17 protein-coding genes and 1 tRNA gene are annotated in these 19,899 nt (G+C 38.2%); 7 read left to right on the top strand and 11 right to left on the bottom strand.

Annotation, left to right across the window (positions count from 1 at the left end; all coding sequences use genetic code 11):
- Positions 1-382: 382 nt before the first annotated feature.
- From FJR09_RS19760 to psbD, 5 genes are all read right to left on the bottom strand, one after another.
- Positions 383-1,072 carry a J domain-containing protein gene (locus FJR09_RS19760; RefSeq protein ID WP_168651953.1) on the bottom strand — a complete coding sequence of 230 codons (690 nt, stop codon included), beginning with the start codon at positions 1,070-1,072 and terminating at the stop codon, positions 383-385.
- Positions 1,073-1,087: 15 nt separating this feature from the next.
- Positions 1,088-2,050: a cysteine synthase A gene (gene cysK / locus FJR09_RS19765; protein ID WP_015081081.1), complete on the bottom strand. Its 963-nt coding sequence runs from the start codon at positions 2,048-2,050 to the stop codon at positions 1,088-1,090.
- A 17-nt stretch (positions 2,051-2,067) separates the two neighbouring features.
- Complete coding sequence (locus FJR09_RS19770) at positions 2,068-2,505, bottom strand: Rrf2 family transcriptional regulator (RefSeq protein WP_015081082.1); 438 nt, start codon at positions 2,503-2,505, stop codon at positions 2,068-2,070.
- A 281-nt stretch (positions 2,506-2,786) separates the two neighbouring features.
- Positions 2,787-4,499 (bottom strand): iron uptake porin, encoded by a 1,713-nt coding sequence (locus FJR09_RS19775; RefSeq protein ID WP_168653547.1) that lies wholly within the window; start codon positions 4,497-4,499, stop codon positions 2,787-2,789.
- A gap of 1,104 nt (positions 4,500-5,603) precedes the next feature.
- A complete protein-coding gene (psbD, locus tag FJR09_RS19780) occupies positions 5,604-6,659 on the bottom strand; it encodes a photosystem II D2 protein (photosystem q(a) protein) (protein ID WP_015080309.1) in 1,056 nt (351 codons plus the stop codon).
- Positions 6,660-6,938: 279 nt separating this feature from the next.
- Here psbD and FJR09_RS19785 point away from each other — a divergent pair, with 279 nt between their 5' ends.
- The 7 genes from FJR09_RS19785 (at position 6,939) to FJR09_RS19815 (ending at position 12,368) form a co-directional block, all read left to right on the top strand.
- Complete coding sequence (locus FJR09_RS19785) at positions 6,939-7,211, top strand: hypothetical protein (protein WP_015081084.1); 273 nt, start codon at positions 6,939-6,941, stop codon at positions 7,209-7,211.
- A gap of 14 nt (positions 7,212-7,225) precedes the next feature.
- Positions 7,226-7,894 (top strand): ABC transporter ATP-binding protein, encoded by a 669-nt coding sequence (locus FJR09_RS19790; protein ID WP_015081085.1) that lies wholly within the window; start codon positions 7,226-7,228, stop codon positions 7,892-7,894.
- A 1-nt stretch (position 7,895) separates the two neighbouring features.
- A complete protein-coding gene (locus FJR09_RS19795) occupies positions 7,896-8,036 on the top strand; it encodes a hypothetical protein (protein WP_168654168.1) in 141 nt (46 codons plus the stop codon).
- Between the two features lie 307 nt (positions 8,037-8,343).
- Positions 8,344-8,892 carry an NYN domain-containing protein gene (locus FJR09_RS19800; protein WP_015081086.1) on the top strand — a complete coding sequence of 183 codons (549 nt, stop codon included), beginning with the start codon at positions 8,344-8,346 and terminating at the stop codon, positions 8,890-8,892.
- Between the two features lie 159 nt (positions 8,893-9,051).
- Positions 9,052-9,123 (top strand) — tRNA-Asn (locus FJR09_RS19805).
- 154 nt (positions 9,124-9,277) lie between these two features.
- The gene (locus FJR09_RS19810) at positions 9,278-11,383 is read left to right on the top strand and encodes a TonB-dependent siderophore receptor (RefSeq protein WP_168653790.1); all 2,106 of its coding nucleotides are present in this window, start codon (positions 9,278-9,280) and stop codon (positions 11,381-11,383) included.
- Positions 11,384-12,035: 652 nt separating this feature from the next.
- Positions 12,036-12,368 (top strand): SDR family NAD(P)-dependent oxidoreductase, encoded by a 333-nt coding sequence (locus tag FJR09_RS19815; protein WP_015081088.1) that lies wholly within the window; start codon positions 12,036-12,038, stop codon positions 12,366-12,368.
- A gap of 253 nt (positions 12,369-12,621) precedes the next feature.
- Here the strand turns inward: FJR09_RS19815 and FJR09_RS19820 are convergent, their stop codons facing one another.
- From FJR09_RS19820 to FJR09_RS19845, 6 genes are all read right to left on the bottom strand, one after another.
- Positions 12,622-13,881, bottom strand: a complete 1,260-nt coding sequence (locus FJR09_RS19820; protein WP_168653789.1) for a glycosyltransferase — start codon at positions 13,879-13,881, stop codon at positions 12,622-12,624.
- A gap of 183 nt (positions 13,882-14,064) precedes the next feature.
- On the bottom strand, positions 14,065-15,324 hold the full coding sequence (locus FJR09_RS19825) for a glycosyltransferase family 2 protein (RefSeq protein ID WP_168650693.1): 1,260 nt from the start codon (positions 15,322-15,324) through the stop codon (positions 14,065-14,067).
- Positions 15,325-15,476: 152 nt separating this feature from the next.
- Positions 15,477-15,935: a DUF2141 domain-containing protein gene (locus FJR09_RS19830; RefSeq protein WP_168650691.1), complete on the bottom strand. Its 459-nt coding sequence runs from the start codon at positions 15,933-15,935 to the stop codon at positions 15,477-15,479.
- A gap of 47 nt (positions 15,936-15,982) precedes the next feature.
- Positions 15,983-16,987 (bottom strand): NAD(P)-dependent oxidoreductase, encoded by a 1,005-nt coding sequence (locus FJR09_RS19835; protein ID WP_168634086.1) that lies wholly within the window; start codon positions 16,985-16,987, stop codon positions 15,983-15,985.
- Between the two features lie 217 nt (positions 16,988-17,204).
- Positions 17,205-18,383, bottom strand: coding sequence for an ABC transporter permease DevC (devC, locus tag FJR09_RS19840; protein WP_168653788.1), 1,179 nt, complete (start codon positions 18,381-18,383; stop codon positions 17,205-17,207).
- Between the two features lie 116 nt (positions 18,384-18,499).
- On the bottom strand, positions 18,500-19,711 hold the full coding sequence (locus FJR09_RS19845; RefSeq protein ID WP_015081095.1) for an ABC exporter membrane fusion protein: 1,212 nt from the start codon (positions 19,709-19,711) through the stop codon (positions 18,500-18,502).
- Positions 19,712-19,899: the final 188 nt, after the last annotated feature.

Consider the following 19,899-nt stretch of genomic DNA (forward strand, 5'->3'; position numbering starts at 1 on the left):
CCGGACAATATAGGTCTTAAACATAATCAGTTATTAGAATATCTGCTGAGGTTTACTGTAAATAGCCTTTCTATTTTCCCTCAAACTCCTCAAACTCACAACTTTTAGCTTGACAGACCACTAGTCTAATTAACTACAAAATTATCTGCGTCCATCTGCGTCCATCTGCGTTTAATTATTTCCGCTTCTAACCCGATAGAATGGGAATTATTATATTGTTAAAAAAATAAGCAATATTTCGGTTTAATAGATAAGTAAGTAAACGGAAAAAAACCATAACAAAAAGTCAAATTGCCCAAAACCTCTTCCCTGTTATCTTGTCATAACGACAATTTTCAACCCCAACCTACTTAGTAATTAAACGACTCCTACGATCATCTCATCAACTCACGGACTCTTGCGCTTCCCGATACAATCTTTTAGCTATCCGAAATAACTCTTGTCCCGTGTGTAAATAGCGATGATCATAACTTAATGGAAAGTATGCTAATTCCTCAATTCCATCTCCCACTTGACTCATACAATAGTAAATATGGGCTGCTGCTGCTGCAAAACTAGCGGGATTTGGCAAAGAACGAAATTTAATTTGTGCGTCCTTCAAATCTTCCCGACAGGATGCTAAATAATCTTGAAATTCGTCTAAAAGATCATCATCAAAAGGATCGGCTGCTAACTCCTCAATTTGTGATTCTAAAGAATTAAGAATTGTACAAAGTATCCGATTTACTGGTTTATAAACTAAACGTATCCATTCCTCAATATTTTCATCAATATCTTTTCTAGTTTTCCTAGTTGCTTTGTAATGTTGTTGAGCAGATTCTGCACGTTTTTGGCGAACATGATGAAATTGTTGCTGACCGTGACGAAGTTTTTCATCATAATCAAGACGACTTTTACTATCACTTAAAACTTCATAGGCGGCATTAACACGAATAATTTGCTCATTATCTGTAATGTCTTGATTACTATCAGGATGAAAAATTTTCACCAAGCGGCGATAAGCTTGTTTGATCTCCGCTTGACTGGCATGATTACTAACTTTGAGGGTATCGTAGTGGTTAAAATCGGACATGAATCCAATAGATTGTTAATTGGTACTAGTTGCGGTTTTCGCTTCTAGGTCTTGGAATAAAGGTGTACTTAAATATCTCTCACCGAAACTAGGCTGAATCATCACAATTAAGCGTCCCTGATTTTCAGGACGTTGGGCGACCCGAACCGCCGCACAAAGGGCTGCACCAGTGGAGATTCCAGACAATAATCCTTCCTCCCTGGCTAATTTGCGACCAAAAGCGATCGCCTCCTCATCAGTAACCGTAATTACCTCATCAATCAATTCTAACTTTAACACTTGGGGAATAAAACCCGCCCCAATGCCCTGAATTTTATGGGGACCCGGTTTACCTCCCGATAATATCGGGCTATTAGCTGGTTCGACAGCGATCGCCTGAAAACTCGGTTTCCGGTCCTTCAAAACTTCCGCCACCCCAGTAATCGTCCCCCCAGTCCCCACACCCGCCACAATCATATCCACCAATCCATCCGTATCCTCCCAAATTTCCTCCGCCGTAGTTTCCCGATGAATTTGGGCATTAGCCGGATTGCGGAACTGTTGCAACATATAAGAGTATGGTGTTCTATCCACAATCTCCTGCGCCCGCCGAATCGCCCCACTCATCCCCGCAATTCCCGGAGTGAGTTCCAATTGGGCCCCATAAGCCCTTAACATCGCCCGCCGTTCCGCACTCATCGTTTCCGGCATTGTTAAAATTAATTGATACCCCTTGGCCGCCGCCGCCATTGCCAAAGCAATGCCCGTATTTCCCGATGTTGGTTCCACCAGAATCGTCTTCCCAGGGGCAATTAATCCTTCCTTCTCAGCCGCAGTAATCATACTTACCCCAATGCGGTCTTTCACCGATGACGAAGGGTTCATACTTTCCAATTTCACGAGAATTGTAGCCACACAACCTAATTCTTGAGGAATCCGGTTTAGCTTAACTAGAGGTGTCCGCCCCACCAACTCCGTAATATTTTCAACAATCCGCATGATAAATTCTTATGCCTTCAAATGTAGTACATGATATCCAACTGCTTCCGGGAATCCCGTTTTTCACAAAGATCCTGAAGCGAATAATTTTGTAATACTGAATTTGCTGCCTGACGTGCTTCTTGCCAAATTTCTGACACCACAGAATTATCTAAACTTGTGAGGTTAGTATTTTGTTCACCAGTCTGCACATCTAAACCTTCCAAACATTCTAAAATCTCAAAGATACTAATTTTCCGAGGTTCTCGCGCCAATAAATAGCCGCCTTTTGAACCCCGTTGACTTTTAACTATACCCCCCCGCCGCAAAGTTGCTAACAGTTGTTCCAAATAGCGATCAGGTATCTTTTGTTGCAGAGCGATTTGCCGAATTTGCATCGGTTCACCGTTTTCGTAATGAGTAGCCATCTCTAATAACGCCAAAATTGCGTATTCAGATTTACATGATAATTCCACAAGCAGTAGTCCAAGATCAAAATTGAAGGATGAAAATGAGCAAAACCTCACAGTTAGAGACTTCCAAGAAATAAATTATCCTAAGAAACGAACCACAGAGGCACAGAGTACACAGAGAGAGAATTTCTGCATCAGTTTTGGGACATTTTTTTATTTGGAAGTCTCTTAAGCTCTTTTCCAGTATACTCCGGTTCTTAACTGGGGTTTTTCTCTCCACAAAAAAACCCCGCCATGAGGCAGGGTCAAATCACGTTGAAACTTATCAACAAACTTTTAACTATTTAGAAGCTAAAAGTTGTTCTGAGTGTACCAACAAAGGCATCATTACTGGTATTATTTTGTCCAGGAGATGTCATCCAAATAACTCCAGGAGTTACGGATACATTTTCAGAAACGCGATACTTATAAAAGCCTTCAACTTGGTATGGAGTCTCTCTACCAGTCGCACCTAGTGAGTAAGGTTGAGCGCCACCGAAGATACCCAAGACGTTACCTTTCTTACCAAAATCAGGTAAAGCTAAACCTGCACCATAGCTCCAAGCTTCCTTATCATCATTAGCTCCAAAGCCTGTAACATCATGGTAGGAAACGAAACCACTCAAAGACAGTTTATCGCTAGGCTTGATAGCTGCGGAAATACCGTAGGAGTTACTGGAAGAGGCATTAGCTAAAGGAGCATTAGCTTGTTCAGTACCTACTAAAGCACCACCACCAAGTCCTGAATCAAACAATGTGCTACCTGCTTTTTGATAACCATGTACATAGGTGGCAGCCAAAGCAACGCGATTACCAACGTTAAAGTTTAACTGACCTAAAGCTGCATAGTTGCCATCAAACAAGCCATTGCTGGGACTAGGATCATTAGCATTTGCAGCTAAGTAACCTAATGTGAGAGAACTTGGTTTCAAGAAACTATCACCGGGTTTCCCAAAGGGTACATTCAAGGCAATACCAGAACCACCACCAATCCGGTAGATGGGGTTTTCAGATGCGAAGGTACTTAAAGCCCCCTTACCACCATCTGTTTTATCAAAGAAGTAAGGATTGTTAACAGCCGCATAATCACTATGTTGCCCACCACTAGCTGAAAGATAAACTCTTGCAGGTCCTAAAGGAGCTTCATAAGTTAATTTGTCAATTTCAACGCTGTTAGCAGGACTAGTGCTACCGACTTCAAAGGTTTGCTTACCAACTCCACCAGCATTAATAGGATTACCAGTTTTATCTCGGAGACTAAAGCCTGTGGCATTACCAGCAGCCAAACGGGTTGTTAATATATCTCTACCCGTAAAGCTGGTTTCCAAGCCTAAACGGACTCTATCTTGGAATACTGCCCGGTTAGCTTTGCCTGTCTCGCTGCCAAAAGCATCAGTGACAGCAAAAATAGCTTCACCTTTTAATTTAGTGGTAGTGGAGAATTGATTGGCTTCTAATTCAGCAGTCCGTCCTTCTAAAGCATCTACCCGGCCACGTAAAGTTGCCAATTCCGCAGAAAACTCTTCTTGCAAACGCTGTAATGTTGCTAGATCCTGTTTTGTCACCATATCAGCCGTTGCTGTGGCAATCAATTCATTCACACGATCTAAACAAGCATTCAAACCAGCCGCAAATTCGTAACGGCTTAAAGCCCGATTACCACGAAATGTGCCATTGGGATAACCCGCAATACAGCCGTAGCGTTCAACCAAGGACTGCAAAGCTTGGAATGCCCAATCTGTAGGTTGCACATCAGAGAACTGGGAAACTGATGTTACCTGATTTATGGAAGTATTGTTCTCGTTGCTGTAGCGGTTGACCTGAGCTAAAACTTGAGCTTCTTTGGTTTCTGTCGCCAATACTGCTGGCTGTTGGGAAACTTCTGCTGTAGAGGAAGTTTCAATTGATGATGCTCCCTTGGTGGTACTTGGTGCGGCTATCGCTGTTGAAGATACTAACAACGCTGCTCCCAAAATTGCTGGGCTAACCACCAGGGATTTCCACAAAATATTAGACATTTTTCTTTTTCTCCTCACACCTTATATGGATAACATGAGTTCGCTATAGCTAACTGTTTACAAACGCGAAGTCTTGTTGAAACCTGTGTAATAGGCATGGCTGACACCAATGCCACAATCATAGCTTTCACAAGGCTAACAATTGATTAATTAATCGTTAAACTTCCATGCAATTAACTTATGCAAAAACTTTCTGACCATATCCTGCCATTATATTATAGTTTTTTCTAATAATCAACATAAGATTTCTTGATTAAGTAGATGTCAATTTTTCTAGTAGTATATTATCAGTTACACCAAGTAGATTTGACTTCTTTAAACTCATATCGAACTTTTCTTACACTGAAGATTAGCGAATAAGCTTCGGCATTGAAGAATTTAGATAGGTTTTGAAATATACTTTCAATCAAAACCTTTCCACATTAATTATCATTTGTTCGCAATGGGTGTTTTGTTTTCACTCCAAAAACCTGACAAATATAAATGATAGGCGATCGCTAACAAATGTTCCACAACAATAATTTACGTTGGTAATTGTTGTCAGCAAGTATCTAAATATTGTCTTATGCTACTGGTTAAAAATTACTACTTAGTACCACAAAACAAAATCAAAAAATTAGATCAAACAAGCTTTTTCGGCTTTTTAAATAGTTAATTCACTGACTCGGTTGTGTACTGGTTTCAACCAAAAACCACCCTTAAAAACTATCCGCCCTGATTTAGATCAGATAATCTAAGTCAGGGCGGTCTAGCGGGTCTTCAAGTTGCAACCAGACTGCCGGAAGGAACTCCGATGTTAAGCCTAGTTAGTTGAGCTAACTTAGTATCTCAAGAGAACTAAAGCTAACTTTTAGAGAACAGCCCCGGCACACAGCCGGCTAACTGCAACTTGACGACCCATGGGTATACTACTTTCTATCATGGGCATCACCTCCTTATTGCCTAAACGGTCTTAATTTCAAAAGGGGCAAAGCAAAATGCTTTGGTCTTGTAACCTGAGACTACTATAGCACAACTACAAAAATTTGCAATACCTGAATTTAAATTTCTCCTTATAAAAAAACCCCTACCAGTAGGTAGGGGCTAATTCAAAGATGATAGGTTTTAGAGAGCGTTACCGCGTGGTAATACTTCTTCTGGGAATACGAACTGTTCGTGGGGTTGATCTTGAGGAGCCATCCAAGCGCGGATACCCTCGTTTAGTAAAATGTTTTTGGTATAGAAAGTTTCAAACTCTGGGTCTTCTGCTGCCCGTAATTCTTGGGAAACGAAGTCATAAGCCCGGAGGTTTAATGCTAAACCAACGATACCAATGGAACTCATCCACAAGCCTGTGACAGGGACAAACAACATGAAGAAGTGTAACCAACGTTTGTTGGAGAAAGCAACTCCGAAAATCTGTGACCAGAAACGGTTTGCTGTCACCATGGAGTAGGTTTCTTCAGCTTGGGTGGGGTTGAAGGCGCGGAAAGTGTTTGAACCTTCACCGTCTTCAAATAGGGTGTTTTCTACTGTGGCACCGTGAATGGCACAAAGTAAAGCTCCACCTAAGATTCCCGCTACACCCATCATGTGGAAGGGGTTAAGTGTCCAGTTGTGGAAACCTTGTAGGAATAGGAGGAAACGGAAAATTGCGGCTACTCCAAAGCTAGGTGCAAAGAACCAGCTAGATTGTCCCAAAGGATACATCAGGAACACGCTGACGAATACGGCGATAGGACCGGAGAAAGCAAGAGCGTTATAAGGACGCAGACCGACGAGACGGGCGACTTCAAATTGGCGTAACATGAAGCCAATCAAACCGAATGCGCCATGTAGGGCTACGAAAGGCCACAAACCACCGAGTTGAATCCAACGGGTGAAGTCACCTTGAGCTTCAGGACCCCACAGGAACAACAGGGAATGCCCCATGCTGTTGGCTGGTGTGGATACTGCTACTGTTAGAAAGTTAGCTCCTTCTAAGTAAGAAGATGCTAGTCCGTGGGTGTACCAGGAAGTGACGAATGTTGTACCGGTCAGCCAACCGCCTAATGCGAGGAAGGCACAGGGGAATAATAATATTCCTGACCAACCTACGAATACGAAGCGATCGCGCTTTAGCCAGTCGTCTAATACGTCAAACCACCCTCTACTGGGGGCGCGTCCAACTGCGATGGTCATGAGAGCAAATCTCCAAAATGTTTTATAATTACGGATTTTATGCGTTTATAGATGGCGAATATGAGCCGCCTACACAAAATTAACCAGATTGTCAATCTAGTTTACAATTTTTTACGCTTTCTATCATAATAGGTGAAAATCTCTAATTTTGCCAGTGGACGAGAAAAAAAATTTTATTTGAGAATTGGAAGGTAGGAAAGTAGGGAAAAATTTCTTAGCAACTGACAACTGACTAATGACGCTAGAATGGGTTTTAAAGTGAAAATTCATTAATTCTAAATGTTTACCATTGACTTAAGCATCAGAAATACTGCTTTCCCTATATCAGTACAACGCAAGTCTACTGAAGATGCCGAAGCTGTTTATCAGCTAATTTTGGCAGCCATGCGCTCTGGTAATCCTGATCTTGTGGAACTCAAGTGCGAAGGCAAAACAGAGAAAAAAATTGCTGTTCGTGCTAGTGAAATTTCGGGAGTCCAGATTATCCAAAAAGATAGTGCAGCTACTAGCAGTGGTAGAGCGCCTGGCTTTGCTGCTTTTAGTGCTGAGTAACCCAAGGTGTAAACATGACAGCAGTGGGCATTGAAGTTAATAATTTAAACTTCTTTTGGCCTAATGGGGAGCAAGTGATCAAATCTTGCTCTCTTCAAGTACCTAAAGGTGAGTTTTGGATGCTTTTGGGGACCAATGGCAGTGGTAAATCTACGCTTCTGAGATTAATAGCGGGTTTACTAGCTCCTCAATCTGGGGAAGTTATGGTTTCACCTCCTGTTGGTTTTGTGTTCCAAAATCCTGATCATCAATTGGTCATGCCAACGGTTGGTGCAGATGTGGCTTTTGGCTTGGTGGCGGAAAAGTTACAACCTGCTATGGTGAAGGCTAGGGTTGAGGAAGCTTTGGGGGCAGTAAATTTATTGTCTCTACAGCGACGACCTATTTACGCCCTTTCTGGGGGACAAAAACAACGGGTGGCTATTGCTGGAGCGATCGCTCGTCACTGTGATGTTTTATTATTAGATGAACCCACTGCTTTACTAGATCCAGATAGTCAACTCGATTTAGTCGCTAGTGTGCGTAATTTAGTTAAAAGTCGCGGGATTACGGCTTTGTGGGTAACTCATCGGTTAGAAGAGTTAAATTACTGTGATGGTGCTTTTTTATTGGAAAAAGGCTGTTTAGTTGATTCTGGTGCAGCAGAACGGCTCAAACAGCGATTAATTCAAGTACATCATTAGGTTGAGTAGGAGTCAGGAGTCAGGAGTCAGGAGTCAGGAGTCAGGAGTCAGGAGTCAGGAGTCAGGAGTCAGAAAAAAGAAGAAGAAAGAAGAAGAAAGAAGAAAGAAGAAAAAAGAAGGAAGAAGAAAAAAGAAGAAGTAAAAGCCCTAATTTTGAGAAATTTTTGACCAGATGCCAGAATACAGGATGCTGTATAGGTATCTGGTTTTTTACTATAGCGAAATATAAAATTTTGCAGATTGGGAAAAAATATTTTTTTAGAGAAAACAACTTCAGGAAGCCTGATTTTTAGGGGTATTTCCGGAATTATGGCTTCTATCTTAGGGTCTATTTTTGATTGAAAGAAGCATTTTTTATTCTTTGTAACATGGGGTTACAAGCAATGCTTCATTTAATATAAGTCTTATGAATGATTTTTGTTAACTCTAGATAATTGTGATTAAAAACCATGTCTCGTTCCATAGTCCCGGCCGTTCTCTTAGTAGACGGTTACAATATTATAGGCGCTTGGCCTTGCTTGATAAAAACCCGTGATTATGCCGGACTTGAGGCTGCACGGGGTGAGTTGGTGGAAGCAATGACTAATTATAGTGCTTTCCAAGGTTATGACACTCAGGTAGTGTTTGATGCTCAATATCAAAACACTCCTAGCAACAGAGAAACTATTACAGATTTTTTAACAGTACATTATACGGATTTTGGCCAGACCGCAGACACATATATCGAAAAAACCTGTGCGTCTCTCCGTCACCAAATAGCCCAATCTTTACTTTCTCGCATGATTGTCGCTACATCAGATCGGGCGCAGCAGTTAACAGTTCAAGGGTATGGTGCGGAATGGTTGTCAGCGCATCAGCTATGCGGTGAAGTGGAAACTACTGTTTGTCGGATGCGCCATAGGTATCAGTCACAGAAACAACCTAAAAGTAGATTTCTGATGAATGGAATTGATGCTAAAGCCAGACAAAGACTAACGGAATTACGCATGGGATTATAGATTTTATAATTGATAAATCTCTGAATGTCGCTGCTGGAAAGGGTTTGGGGTATTAAAAGTGAGAGGTTTCAGCAGCAACCAAAAAAAAGTTAAAAAATTTTGCCAAAACCACTTGCATTAATTTGGATTTCGGTTTATTATAGCTAAAGTTAAGAGCGTTCCTCAGTAGCTCAGTGGTAGAGCGATCGACTGTTAATCGATTGGTCGCTGGTTCGAATCCGGCCTGGGGAGTTTAAATAAATAAAGCATGAGGCAGAAAATAATCAGCTTCATGCTTTGTTTTTTGTCTGCAAACAAATATGACAGCTTGTCTTTTGACATTGTTGCTATTAATACGAGAAAATCATAATCAGTAATTGTTGTTACCGGGTGTGAGTTCAGAAATATGAATAAGAGTTGTTTTTTTCTGCCAGTTTCTTTACTAAGTTTACTGGTAGTTGTTCCTGTCGTGGCTGCTGATAATCAAAATAATAAAAATGCAGTAAGTTCAGATATTCCTAGTTTAAATGAAATCGAATTACCCACCACAAATGCTGAATTATTAACTCAACAACCAGCAGTAAATGAAGTTAAACAAGAACCTACGTCAGAACCAGATTTAAATCCTACAAATGATCCGGATATATCTATAGAAACCATTGGTGAAAAAGACATTCTCCCCGAATCTACTCCTACTTATGTAATTGAAAAAGCGGAAATTCAAAAACAGGGTGCAACTAGCGTTGCTGATGTTTTAAAAAAAATGCCCGGTTTTGCAATTAATAATGTTGGTCATGGTGCAGATATTCACACAGGTACATACTATCGAGGAGCTTCAATTGATCAGTCTGTATTTCTGATTAATGGCAGACCAATTAACACGAATATCAATACATATCATGGGACAACTGATTTAAATAGTATTCCTGTAGAGGCTATTGAAAGAGTTGAATTATATAGCGGTACGGCTTCTTCTTTATATGGTTCTTCAGCCTTTGGCGGAGTTGTCAATATCATTACTAAAGAAGGTTATGGTAAACCTAAATTAACTGGTAGTGCAGAATTTGGCTCATTAAATTTAAATAATCAACAGGTAACTTATGGGGGTTCAACAAATAAAGTTAAATACAACTTTAGCTTTGAAAGATTTTTCATAGATAACCGTTATCTTGTTCCTGTTGGTGCAGCAAATCGTGATACCCAGGGATATTTATTTAATGCTGATACAGCTACAAGCACTTATTTTGGTAGTGTCGGAATAGATTTAGATCCTAAAAACTCTTTGAATTTAGATGTAACTACACTTAGTAGTCGTCGGGGGTTAATTTATTTCGGTTCTCGATATTCTGGCTTACAACTACAAAAAGACCGATTAGATCATGATGGTTTAAATCTTGGCTTATCTTGGAAAACTCGACTTGGTAAGGAAGAAAATTCTAATTTAACAACTACATTGGGTTATAACCGAGACTATTTTAGCACTTATGGACCAACTGGGGCAACATTTTACAGAACCGGAATTTTAGATACTCAACAATTCAAAACTCGGATAGATCATGAATGGAAAATTACTCCAAATAATCAATTACGATGGGGGTTGGATTTAAAAAATACTGATTTAATTGGTGATGTTATTAGTACAAATCCTGACCTAATTTCTAAAAACGAAAAAGAAGATAGAAGTGTTTTAAATACGGCCTTATTTGCTGTGAATACTTGGAAAATTAGCGATGCTTTCCAAACTGATTTAGGAGTAAGACAAAACTTTGATAGCCAATTTGGGAATTATTTTCATCCTAGTTTTGGTTTAAGTTATGCTGTTAATCCAGCTATTGCATTGCGTGGAAGTTGGGCAGGGGCGCAACGCAATCCTGGGTTGGATCAATTATATGTTTTTGATACGGTTCATAATTGGAATCCTAACCCAGATTTAAAACCAGAAATTGGTTCTACTTGGACTGCGGGAGTAGATGTCAAATTCTCGGAAAAACTGTTAGGACAATTTACTTATTTTGGTAGTAGTTTAGATAATCGTTTAGCTGTTGACTCCAAGACCTCAACATGGACAAATATTGGTTTAGTTGATACCAATGGTTTAGAAGCTGCATTGCAATTAAAAATTGCCCGTGAGTGGTCAACTTTTCTCAACTACACTTATACAGATGCTCAAATCAAAACTGGCACTGAAACAGGATTACAGTTAGGGTTAATTCCCTACTCTTTGCTGCAAACTGGAATTGGTTATCAAAACAATGGATGGCAAGGCAATTTATATGCTACTTATAATAGTGGTTCTCGTCGGTCTGTTTTTAGTAGAAATCTACCGGGAGAAAGAAGTACAGATTTTGCACCGTCTTTCTTTAATTTAGATTTTAGTGGCCGGATTCCTGTCAGTAAAAATTTGGGACTAACTTTTTACCTAGAAAATATTCTGGGTGAACAATATGAACGAGTTAATCGGATTTATAGCCCTGGTTTTACTTTCCGTGTGGGTTTAAATTCTAGTTTATAATTAGTATGTTTGGGTTGAAAATTAGCCACTGAGTTTTTCGCTTACCAAGTGTTCCTATAAAAACAAAAACCCCAGAAGTAAAACTTCTGAGGTATAAAGAGTTTTAGGAACGATTGAGAACAATAGCAATCTTGTGATCAGTTGGAGTAGGCAATCTTTAGACTGATCACAAGCTGGCTTTGTCAGCATCTCAAACTAAGAACCTAAAAGCCCACAGGTCAACTACTTAAATACTCTAGCAGGGGTCTTTTTATCACAGTAGCCAAGTTGGCGTTTTTTTAAATAATTTATTTCATGCTTCATGTGGTATTAACGATTACCTAATTTAAATTTCTATTACTAATAATTAAATAACATCTATCAAAAGGTAGATATTACAAAAGGGGTATGACTAACCTGACGTTATCAGAAGAATTCCGCACTTCTGAAAATACTTGTTTAAGGGTTGAAGGAGCGACAATAGACACTACCACATTTATAGAAACTAAAATTTCGGTAGCTATCAAAGTTAGGAAAAAAGAGTGAATCCAGAAATACAGATTTTTTTATTTGAGAGTAATATTGTTAATTGCAATGGGATAAAGGTCATTTTCAATACTGTTCATCTAAGAACATTTTTGCTTTATTAAATCTAAATTAACCATTGTATTAAATGGAAAACCATCATAAATATCGACAAAAAACTGCGCTGATTACAGGATCAGCACATGGAATTGGCTACCAATTAGCTTATGTTTTTGCTAGTCATAGTTACAATCTGGTTTTAGTAGATAAAGATCAAGAAAAACTTGCGGTAATTGCTGAGGTGACAAAATCGCTAGATTTTTTAGAGGCATTAATAGATAATAGGAAAATTACTTTATCCAGTATTGTTAAAAATGTGAATTCTCTGGTGATCGCTTTAATTAGTTCCCATCAAATACGACAAAAAAGTTCAAATAATCCTGATATTTTACAAGGTTCTACAGCCCAAGCTTTTTGGTAAATATTAAGATTATTCTTGGATTAGGTAGGGAGCATCCACTTTTTGTAGATCGCCTTTTTCAACAGTGGATACTCCCAGTAAATAGGGGAATAGAGCTTTTAAAGCTGTAAGCTTTTTGAATTTCTCCTATTTTAGTCAAAGATAGCTTGATAATTTACCCATTTCCTGAAGTTGTCACTCATGATCAGAGGTATTTTGATATCAGTAGCTACTTTGGGAGTTTTTAGAATCTGCTTGACCAATTTACTAATAATTAAATAACATCTCTCTTTTCCCCGATGTTAACTAATTCGTAGAGCTTGTTTTCAAACTTTTGTGTACAAGCTGACCAATCAAATTCAAGAATTGAAGGACGAGCTTGTGCAGTCAATTGATTTTTGAGGTCAGGATTTTCCAAAATTGTGATGACTTTTTGAGCAAAGTCTTGAGGGCTATTAGGTGCAGCTAGAAAACCATTCACTCCAGAAATTACCTGTTCAGCGGTTGAAGGGGCAACAACAGCCACTACGGGAGTTCCAGAAGCTAAGGCTTCGTTGGTTGTGGTACAGAAATTTTCGGTGACAGAAGGGTTGACAAATATATCTGCTTTTGCAAACCAACCTAAAAGTTCTTTACCATGAGATTCACCCCAAATTGTGACACCATTGGGGAATTTTTCAGCCCGACGGCGAATTTCTGCATCTAAAGGACCGCTACCCACAATTACTAAATGGACATCGGGAATTTTGGCAGCAATGAGGGGATAAATGTCTAAAAGTTGATTGACATTTTTTTCTGGGGTAATGCGTCCCACAAATAAAATAGTTGGGCGCTTATCATTAGGAATTGGATCATAACAAATATTGCGAGGATGGAATTTTTCGCAATCAATTCCTTGATAGGATAAATATTCGCTGCGTTGCGCTTTGAGTTTTTGGTATTTAGTTAATTGTTCGCGGGAAGAGAATAAACTTAAATCGTAAGTTTCACTAAATTGTTTAACTAAAAGTGGGAGCAGGGGACGAACTAAGTTAAAGAATGTATTCCCAAAATAATATTGGATATAGGCAATGATATCTGTATGGAAAATTGAAATAATGGGTGTCTTTGTTTTTTTGGCATATTGTACTCCCACAGAACGCCCATAACCTTGCAAGAAGCCAGAATACAAACCTCTCATTTGTGGGGCTTCTTCGACAACAATAATATCGGGTTGAAAGTGATTAAGTAGTTTTGTATCACTCCAATGACGATGGTTTAATGGTTGGGGTAAAGATTTATAAAATATAAGTGGTTCTGTCGGAAATGAATAGGAAGAAAAATTAATAAAAGTTTCTAGTTCTTCTATTCCCGACATGGGACGATTTCCCACTTGTTTAGGATATTTATTATTGATTTCTGGGTGGATTAAAAAAACTTCATGTCCTTGTTTTAATAGCCAGTGAACTCGTTGATGAACAGCGACAGAAACTCCTGTTAAAAATGGAGCATATAATCCTGTAAATAAGGCAATGCGAAGAGGTTTATTTTTCATGATTTTGAGGAATATTTTCTGCAAAAATAGATTACTGATGCGCTGGTTTATAATAATTGTTGAATTGGGGATTTTAGATGTTGAAGTGAAATAGAAAATCTAAAATTCTCCCATTCTCTTAAATAGATATGTTGGGTTTCGTTCCTTAACCCAACCTACATTTGGTTGACTGAGGAATATTACTTAAAGAGATGTTTTGGGATCAATTGGTTGATCTAGCCATTGGTAAGGACGGTATTCAATTAACCGAATATTTTCACGCCCTTTAATGCGATAAGTTAGTCCACGCCAAGTAATTGTTGATACCCACAAAGAAGATAATATTGTTAACCCGTAAACCCATTGTGTTAGGGGAATAACTATCAACATTTTCAGGATGATTAAAGGTGACAATTTTGGTATTTTTTCACCTTGATTGTGCAGCACTTGATGTACGCCAAATTCCATCAATAGCATTAGTAAAACTAAGCCAATGGTGTAGGAGATATAGACGGAAAATAGTAAAGCCGCAGCCTCCCATTGAGCCTCCAGCAATAGCTGGAAAATCACGATGATGACTACATTGGGGACGATGATACTAGAATATGCTTCACTGATTATGGCTAACCACCGGGGATGATAAAGTTTAGAACCAATTATTAACCTTTTTAATGATTCTAGTAAGTTACGTAGACTACTTTCTTCTCGATTTAGCATCAATAAAGAAGGAATAAATTTGATTTGCAACTTTTCTTGCTTGATAAGTTTATGGAGAAGCATATCATCTGTTAATACTTCCCCCCACTTATCCAAAAGTTTGATGCGGTTTAATACTTCTGTTTTGATAGCTAATGTTCCACCCCAGGGAATTTGAAAGAGAAACATTTGCACTACGGTGGAAACGTTACCGGAGTAGCGAACTAATGAACCCCAATAATTACCTGTGGGAACATACCAACGATTTCCAGTTGTGAGTCCAACTTGATCATCAATGAGGGGGGTAACTAATTCTCGTAACCAATTAGGATGAGCTACGGTATCAGCATCTATAAAAGCTATAATTGGATAGGCATTATCCAAATCAGAAACAGCTTGAACTAAGGAACTACATTTAAGACTACAATTATGACGAACTGCTCTTAATGTGCTAATTTCGATGTTAGTTGCACCCAGTTGATTGATGATTTCGGTGGCAATTTTAAAAGCTGGATCTTCTTTACTATCAATGATCAACTTTAAATCATATTCTGGGTAATTTTGTTGTAAGAGCGATCGCAAACAATTAGGTAAAAAAGGATCAGCACCCCGTAAACAGAGAATTACTGCCGTTTTTGGTAACTGTTCATCTGGTAATGACTTGGGTTTGTGTGAACGTAAATACCATAAAAATACTAACGTTAAACAAGTTTGAATTACCAGCCAACCGAACAAAGACTTAGATAGAAATATCATAAAATCTGGCATTATTTCTATAGTCTTAGAAAGGAGTCAGGAATCAAGGAGTCAGGAGTCAGGAGTCAGGAGTCAGGAGAAAGGAGAAAGGAGAAAGGAGAAAGGAGAAAGGAGAAAGAAGTTAGTAGGGGCGGGGTTTCCCCACCCAATATTCAAATTCTCAATTAGGGATCAAGAGAATATTTGAGAAAGATGTTAATGGTAGTATTCTTGTCAACCTTGAAACTGGAATTATTGAACTTTGGTGAGCCAGTGCTGATAGAAACAGTAGGATTTTTAGAAATTCCAAAACCTTCTTTAGGAATGCCAAAAAAGTCTTTATTGAGTTTGCGATCACCATTTTGATCATCAACTACAGCTACAGCATAAGTACCAGGTTTTAATCCAGAAAATACCTGCTTTACGGAATTGCCTGTAATTTGAGTACAACCGCTTTTAACTTCACTTTTAGCATTATCGGGAAATCCTTTTTCAGAGTTATAAACTCTCATACAAATTTCCCCAGTTTTGTTACGAATGCCATTAACAACAACAGTTAAAGATGTTGTTGATTCAGCCTGGGCTGCTTCTGCAAAACTGATAGTTAGTAACGTAGCAATCAACAGATTCACAACTTTTAACATTAGTTAATACTTCCTTTTTGTGAAAATTTACTTGTGGGGAATTTGATCTATTTCATCAGTTTTTGAATGTCAGTTTTTTGCAACCATTCATTGGTGCGGCGCATTCCTTCTGCTAAATCAATTTTTGCTTGATAATTCAAAATATTTTGCGCCTTTGCAATAGAATAGGCATAAGGACGACTCATAAAATCAACTGATTCTGGGAGAATATCAGCTTTTTTACGAAATAGTTTTTGCCCCTGAAGACGCACTTTCAAAAATAATTTCATTTCCTCTTTAGGTAAAGACATTGGTGCTGGTAAATTTTCCAATGAAGCGAGATGAATAAAATACTCTTTCCAGGAAGTTTCTTTACCGTCGGTAATGTTGAAAACCTCTCCATAAGCGGATTTTTCTATGGCTAAAAAGATGGCATCAATTAGGTTATCTACATATAGATGATTCATCACACCCTTGCCTTCATTAGCATAGGCAAATAATTTTTGTCGCATCATCTGAATTGGCCGCACAATCCAAGGAAGACTTCCTGGCCCATAAACATCTCCAGCCCGAATAACAATTACTCCAAATTCTGGAGCATTATTAAGTTTTAAAACTTCGATTTCCGCTTCAATTTTTGTTTGACAATAAGCATTGTTTTCACCAGAAAGCGTACCTGATTCTGTGACTTTCTCAGGGTAGTCAAACCCATATACTAAAGCAGTAGAAAGATGGACAAATGTTTTTACACCAGCTTGTTTAGCAGCCTTAGCGATATTAATAGTACCGCTAACATTTATTTCCCGAAAATGCTTAATGTCCCCGGCTTCTTCAGCAATTTGAGCATTGTGTAAAACTATATCTACTCCCTGACAAGCTTTCGAGCAAATTCCAGGATCAGTGATATTACCAACTAGAATTTCCACACCTAAATTTTGCGCTGTTTGATCCTTGACTTGGGAACTTTGTATACCTCGGACTTTCATCCCTTGAGCGATCGCTAATTCGGCTGCACGTAAACCAATAAATTCGTCAATTCCAGTAATCAGCAGAGTTTTGTTTTGGAAGTTCATGGGGATATAGATAGGTGTTTTGTGATCGTGTGGCGTTAGCCATACAGTTGAGAAAGTTATACAATCTAAGTTTAAGAATTGCGATTAAATGCAACTATGAACTGTTGTACTTGCCAGAGAATTCTACTGTTGTTAATAACATTAAACTTCTATCTTTAGTTGGTTTTAGTCTAGAGAATATTTGGCAGAATTTGATAAATTTTAATGCAACAAATCTCTAGAAACTATCAGCCGGATCAGCAGAACGGAGTTTATTAATAGCTAACGCTCCAGAGGTGATGCAAATTAAGACTGTAGATACCAGAACAAGTAAGGCATTATTACTTGTCATCATGATCGGTAATTTAGTTGCTTTCATCGCAAAATCATACAAACCAATGGAAACAATAAAGCCAGGAATATAACCTAATAATGCTAAGATTAATGCTTGTTGAAAAACCACATTTAATAAATATCCATTAGCATAACCAATAGCTTTTAAAGTTGCGTAGGCAATAAATTGAGTGGCGATATTGCTATACAAAATTTGGTAAACAATTACCACTCCGACCACAGAAGCCATAATTAGCATCAAGTTCAGAATAAAACCAATGGGGGTTCTGACTGACCAATATTGTTTTTCAAAATCAATAAATTCTTGACGAGTGAATATTTTTACATCATTTGGTAGATTGGCTTTTAAATTGGCTAAAACCTGTTTTATATCAGCACCGTCTTTGAGTTTAATTACCCCCATATCTATTTTTTCAACTGGACGGCTATTGGGATTTATTCTTAAAAAAGTCGAATCGCTCACAATTAAATTACCATCTACACCAAAGGAAGGTCCTAAACTAAATAAACCACCAACTCTGACTCGATAACCTTTGACAGCATCAAAGGGAAATATTTCAATTGGCTGTTCAGTATTTCCTTGATTAAATAATTCTGCTATTGGTCCGAATTCTGGACGGGCATCTCTATCAAATAGCATGACATCAGAGATTTTGAGTTTATCCAAATTTTGCTCAACTTCGGCAATATCTAATACAGATTTTCCTGGGTCAAAACCAATGACATAAATTGAATATTTTTCACCACTAACGGGATTTTTTAATTTTGCAAATTGCAAATAAATTGAACTAACTGAATCAACACCATCAAACCCTAAAGTTTGGTATAACCGAGTGCGAGAAAAACTTTGAATTGCTGTCAAAGATTTGTATTGAGAACTAACTAAAAACAAATCACCATGCAATCGTTGATGTAGTGCTGTAGCGCTAGAATATAGTGCATCTTGAAAACCAAGTTGGATAAACATTAACAGCACAATAAAGCCAATTCCGGCTACAGCTATCACAAAACGAAGTTTCTGCTGGACAAGCTGTAGCCACCCCAAAGGAATTTTGAAATTCATATTAATTGTTAATTGTTAATTGTCAGTTGTCAGTTGTTAGTTGTCAGTTTTCAGTTGTCAGTTGTAGAAAATAACCAATAACCAATAACCAATAACTAATCACTAATAACCAATCACTAAATCTGGATTGCAACATCAACTTGCAAGTTAGTTAATCTCGATATCTTTTGACTATCGGTGGGATTATCAATAGATATTTTGACTTCAATTACTCTGCGGTCTGCATCAGAATTGGGATTAATACTAAAGATGCCTTGTTTATCAACTTGCCAACCAACTTCTCGGACAGTTCCTTGTAATTTGCCGGGAAATGTGGTGCTGGTAATGATAGCTTTTTGTCCAATTCGAACATTTTGAATATCAGTTTGATACACTTCTGCTAGAACTTGCATTTTTGATGTATTGCCAATTTCTGCAAGACCGGAAGTACCAATTACTTCGCCATTTCTGGCATGAATTCGCAAAACTGTACCATTTATAGTAGCAGCAATGTAAGTTAAATCATGGTCAGCTTTGGCTTGTTGCACTGCCGTTTCCGCGCTTTTGATTTCACTTTTTGCTAACTCTACATCTACGGTTCTAACTTCTTTAATACTATTAAGTTTGGATTTTCCTTCTTTGATTTGATCTTGGAAAGTATCTTGTGTCCGTTTAAGAGTAGCTTCAGCTTCTTTTAACTGCTGTTGTGTAGTTTTGAGAACTAAATTTTTACTATCAAAAACAGAAGCAGAAACAGCACCGTCTTTTGATAATTGCCGATAGCGATTACTCTCTTTTTGAGCATTTTCAACTTCAGCCCGAATGCGGTTAATTGTTGCTGCTTGAGCCGCAATGTCTCCTTTAAATTGAGAATTTAACCTGGTAATTGTGGCTTTTTGAGCATTGATATCTCCAGTTTTTGCTCCAGCTTGTACCTGTGCAAGTTTAGTTCTGGCAATTAACAATTTATCAAATGCCTGTTGGATAGCTGCTTGAGAACGAGCATAGTTTTCTAGATAAGCTAATACTTGTCCTTTTTTAACATCATCTCCTTCCTTGACCAACAGTTTTTCTACTCGTACACCATTGATAGAATTAGGAGCAGATAAATAAGTAATTTTATCTTGTGGTTGCAATCTTCCTAAGGCAGTTACGGCAACTTTAACGGGAATGGGTTGATATTTAATAATGGGAGCAATAGCAGAAGATTGAGTCTGGGAATTTATCTTTAATTGATGAAAAATGTATAAAGATACTAAACCCGTAGAGAAAGTTAGAGAAGTTGCTAGAATTATTCTCCACTTTAACGCAGTTAGGTTGAATAATTGGCGTTCTTTATTTACTGCCATATTTTTATTCCAATGGTGTTATGTCGGAAAATACTCGTAATGGTTATAGACGGATTCTCTGTTACTTTTATAAAAGAGATATGTCTAATTATTTATGTATGAATTGTTGTCAGCATTTTTAGTTGTTATAAATACCTAAATTAGCGGTGTTTTTACTTCTAATCATCCATGAGGAACGCCACGCTACG

Origin of the sequence: Dolichospermum sp. UHCC 0406, from assembly GCF_009712025.1 — a bacterium.
GTDB lineage: Bacteria > Cyanobacteriota > Cyanobacteriia > Cyanobacteriales > Nostocaceae > Dolichospermum > Dolichospermum lemmermannii.

What these genes read in the sequence shown, in the direction of transcription:
- psbD (WP_015080309.1), bottom strand. Translation starts at nt 6,659, where the DNA reads ATGACCATCGCAGTTGGACGCGCCCCCAGTAGAGGGTGGTTTGACGTA.
- FJR09_RS19820 (WP_168653789.1), bottom strand. Translation starts at nt 13,881, where the DNA reads ATGAAAAATAAACCTCTTCGCATTGCCTTATTTACAGGATTATATGCT.
- FJR09_RS19810 (WP_168653790.1), top strand. Translation starts at nt 9,278, where the DNA reads ATGAATAAGAGTTGTTTTTTTCTGCCAGTTTCTTTACTAAGTTTACTG.
- FJR09_RS19785 (WP_015081084.1), top strand. Translation starts at nt 6,939, where the DNA reads ATGTTTACCATTGACTTAAGCATCAGAAATACTGCTTTCCCTATATCA.
- FJR09_RS19760 (WP_168651953.1), bottom strand. Translation starts at nt 1,072, where the DNA reads ATGTCCGATTTTAACCACTACGATACCCTCAAAGTTAGTAATCATGCC.
- cysK (WP_015081081.1), bottom strand. Translation starts at nt 2,050, where the DNA reads ATGCGGATTGTTGAAAATATTACGGAGTTGGTGGGGCGGACACCTCTA.
- devC (WP_168653788.1), bottom strand. Translation starts at nt 18,383, where the DNA reads ATGAATTTCAAAATTCCTTTGGGGTGGCTACAGCTTGTCCAGCAGAAA.
- FJR09_RS19800 (WP_015081086.1), top strand. Translation starts at nt 8,344, where the DNA reads ATGTCTCGTTCCATAGTCCCGGCCGTTCTCTTAGTAGACGGTTACAAT.
- FJR09_RS19845 (WP_015081095.1), bottom strand. Translation starts at nt 19,711, where the DNA reads ATGGCAGTAAATAAAGAACGCCAATTATTCAACCTAACTGCGTTAAAG.
- FJR09_RS19830 (WP_168650691.1), bottom strand. Translation starts at nt 15,935, where the DNA reads ATGTTAAAAGTTGTGAATCTGTTGATTGCTACGTTACTAACTATCAGT.
- FJR09_RS19835 (WP_168634086.1), bottom strand. Translation starts at nt 16,987, where the DNA reads ATGAACTTCCAAAACAAAACTCTGCTGATTACTGGAATTGACGAATTT.
- FJR09_RS19790 (WP_015081085.1), top strand. Translation starts at nt 7,226, where the DNA reads ATGACAGCAGTGGGCATTGAAGTTAATAATTTAAACTTCTTTTGGCCT.
- FJR09_RS19825 (WP_168650693.1), bottom strand. Translation starts at nt 15,324, where the DNA reads ATGCCAGATTTTATGATATTTCTATCTAAGTCTTTGTTCGGTTGGCTG.
- FJR09_RS19815 (WP_015081088.1), top strand. Translation starts at nt 12,036, where the DNA reads ATGGAAAACCATCATAAATATCGACAAAAAACTGCGCTGATTACAGGA.
- FJR09_RS19775 (WP_168653547.1), bottom strand. Translation starts at nt 4,499, where the DNA reads ATGTCTAATATTTTGTGGAAATCCCTGGTGGTTAGCCCAGCAATTTTG.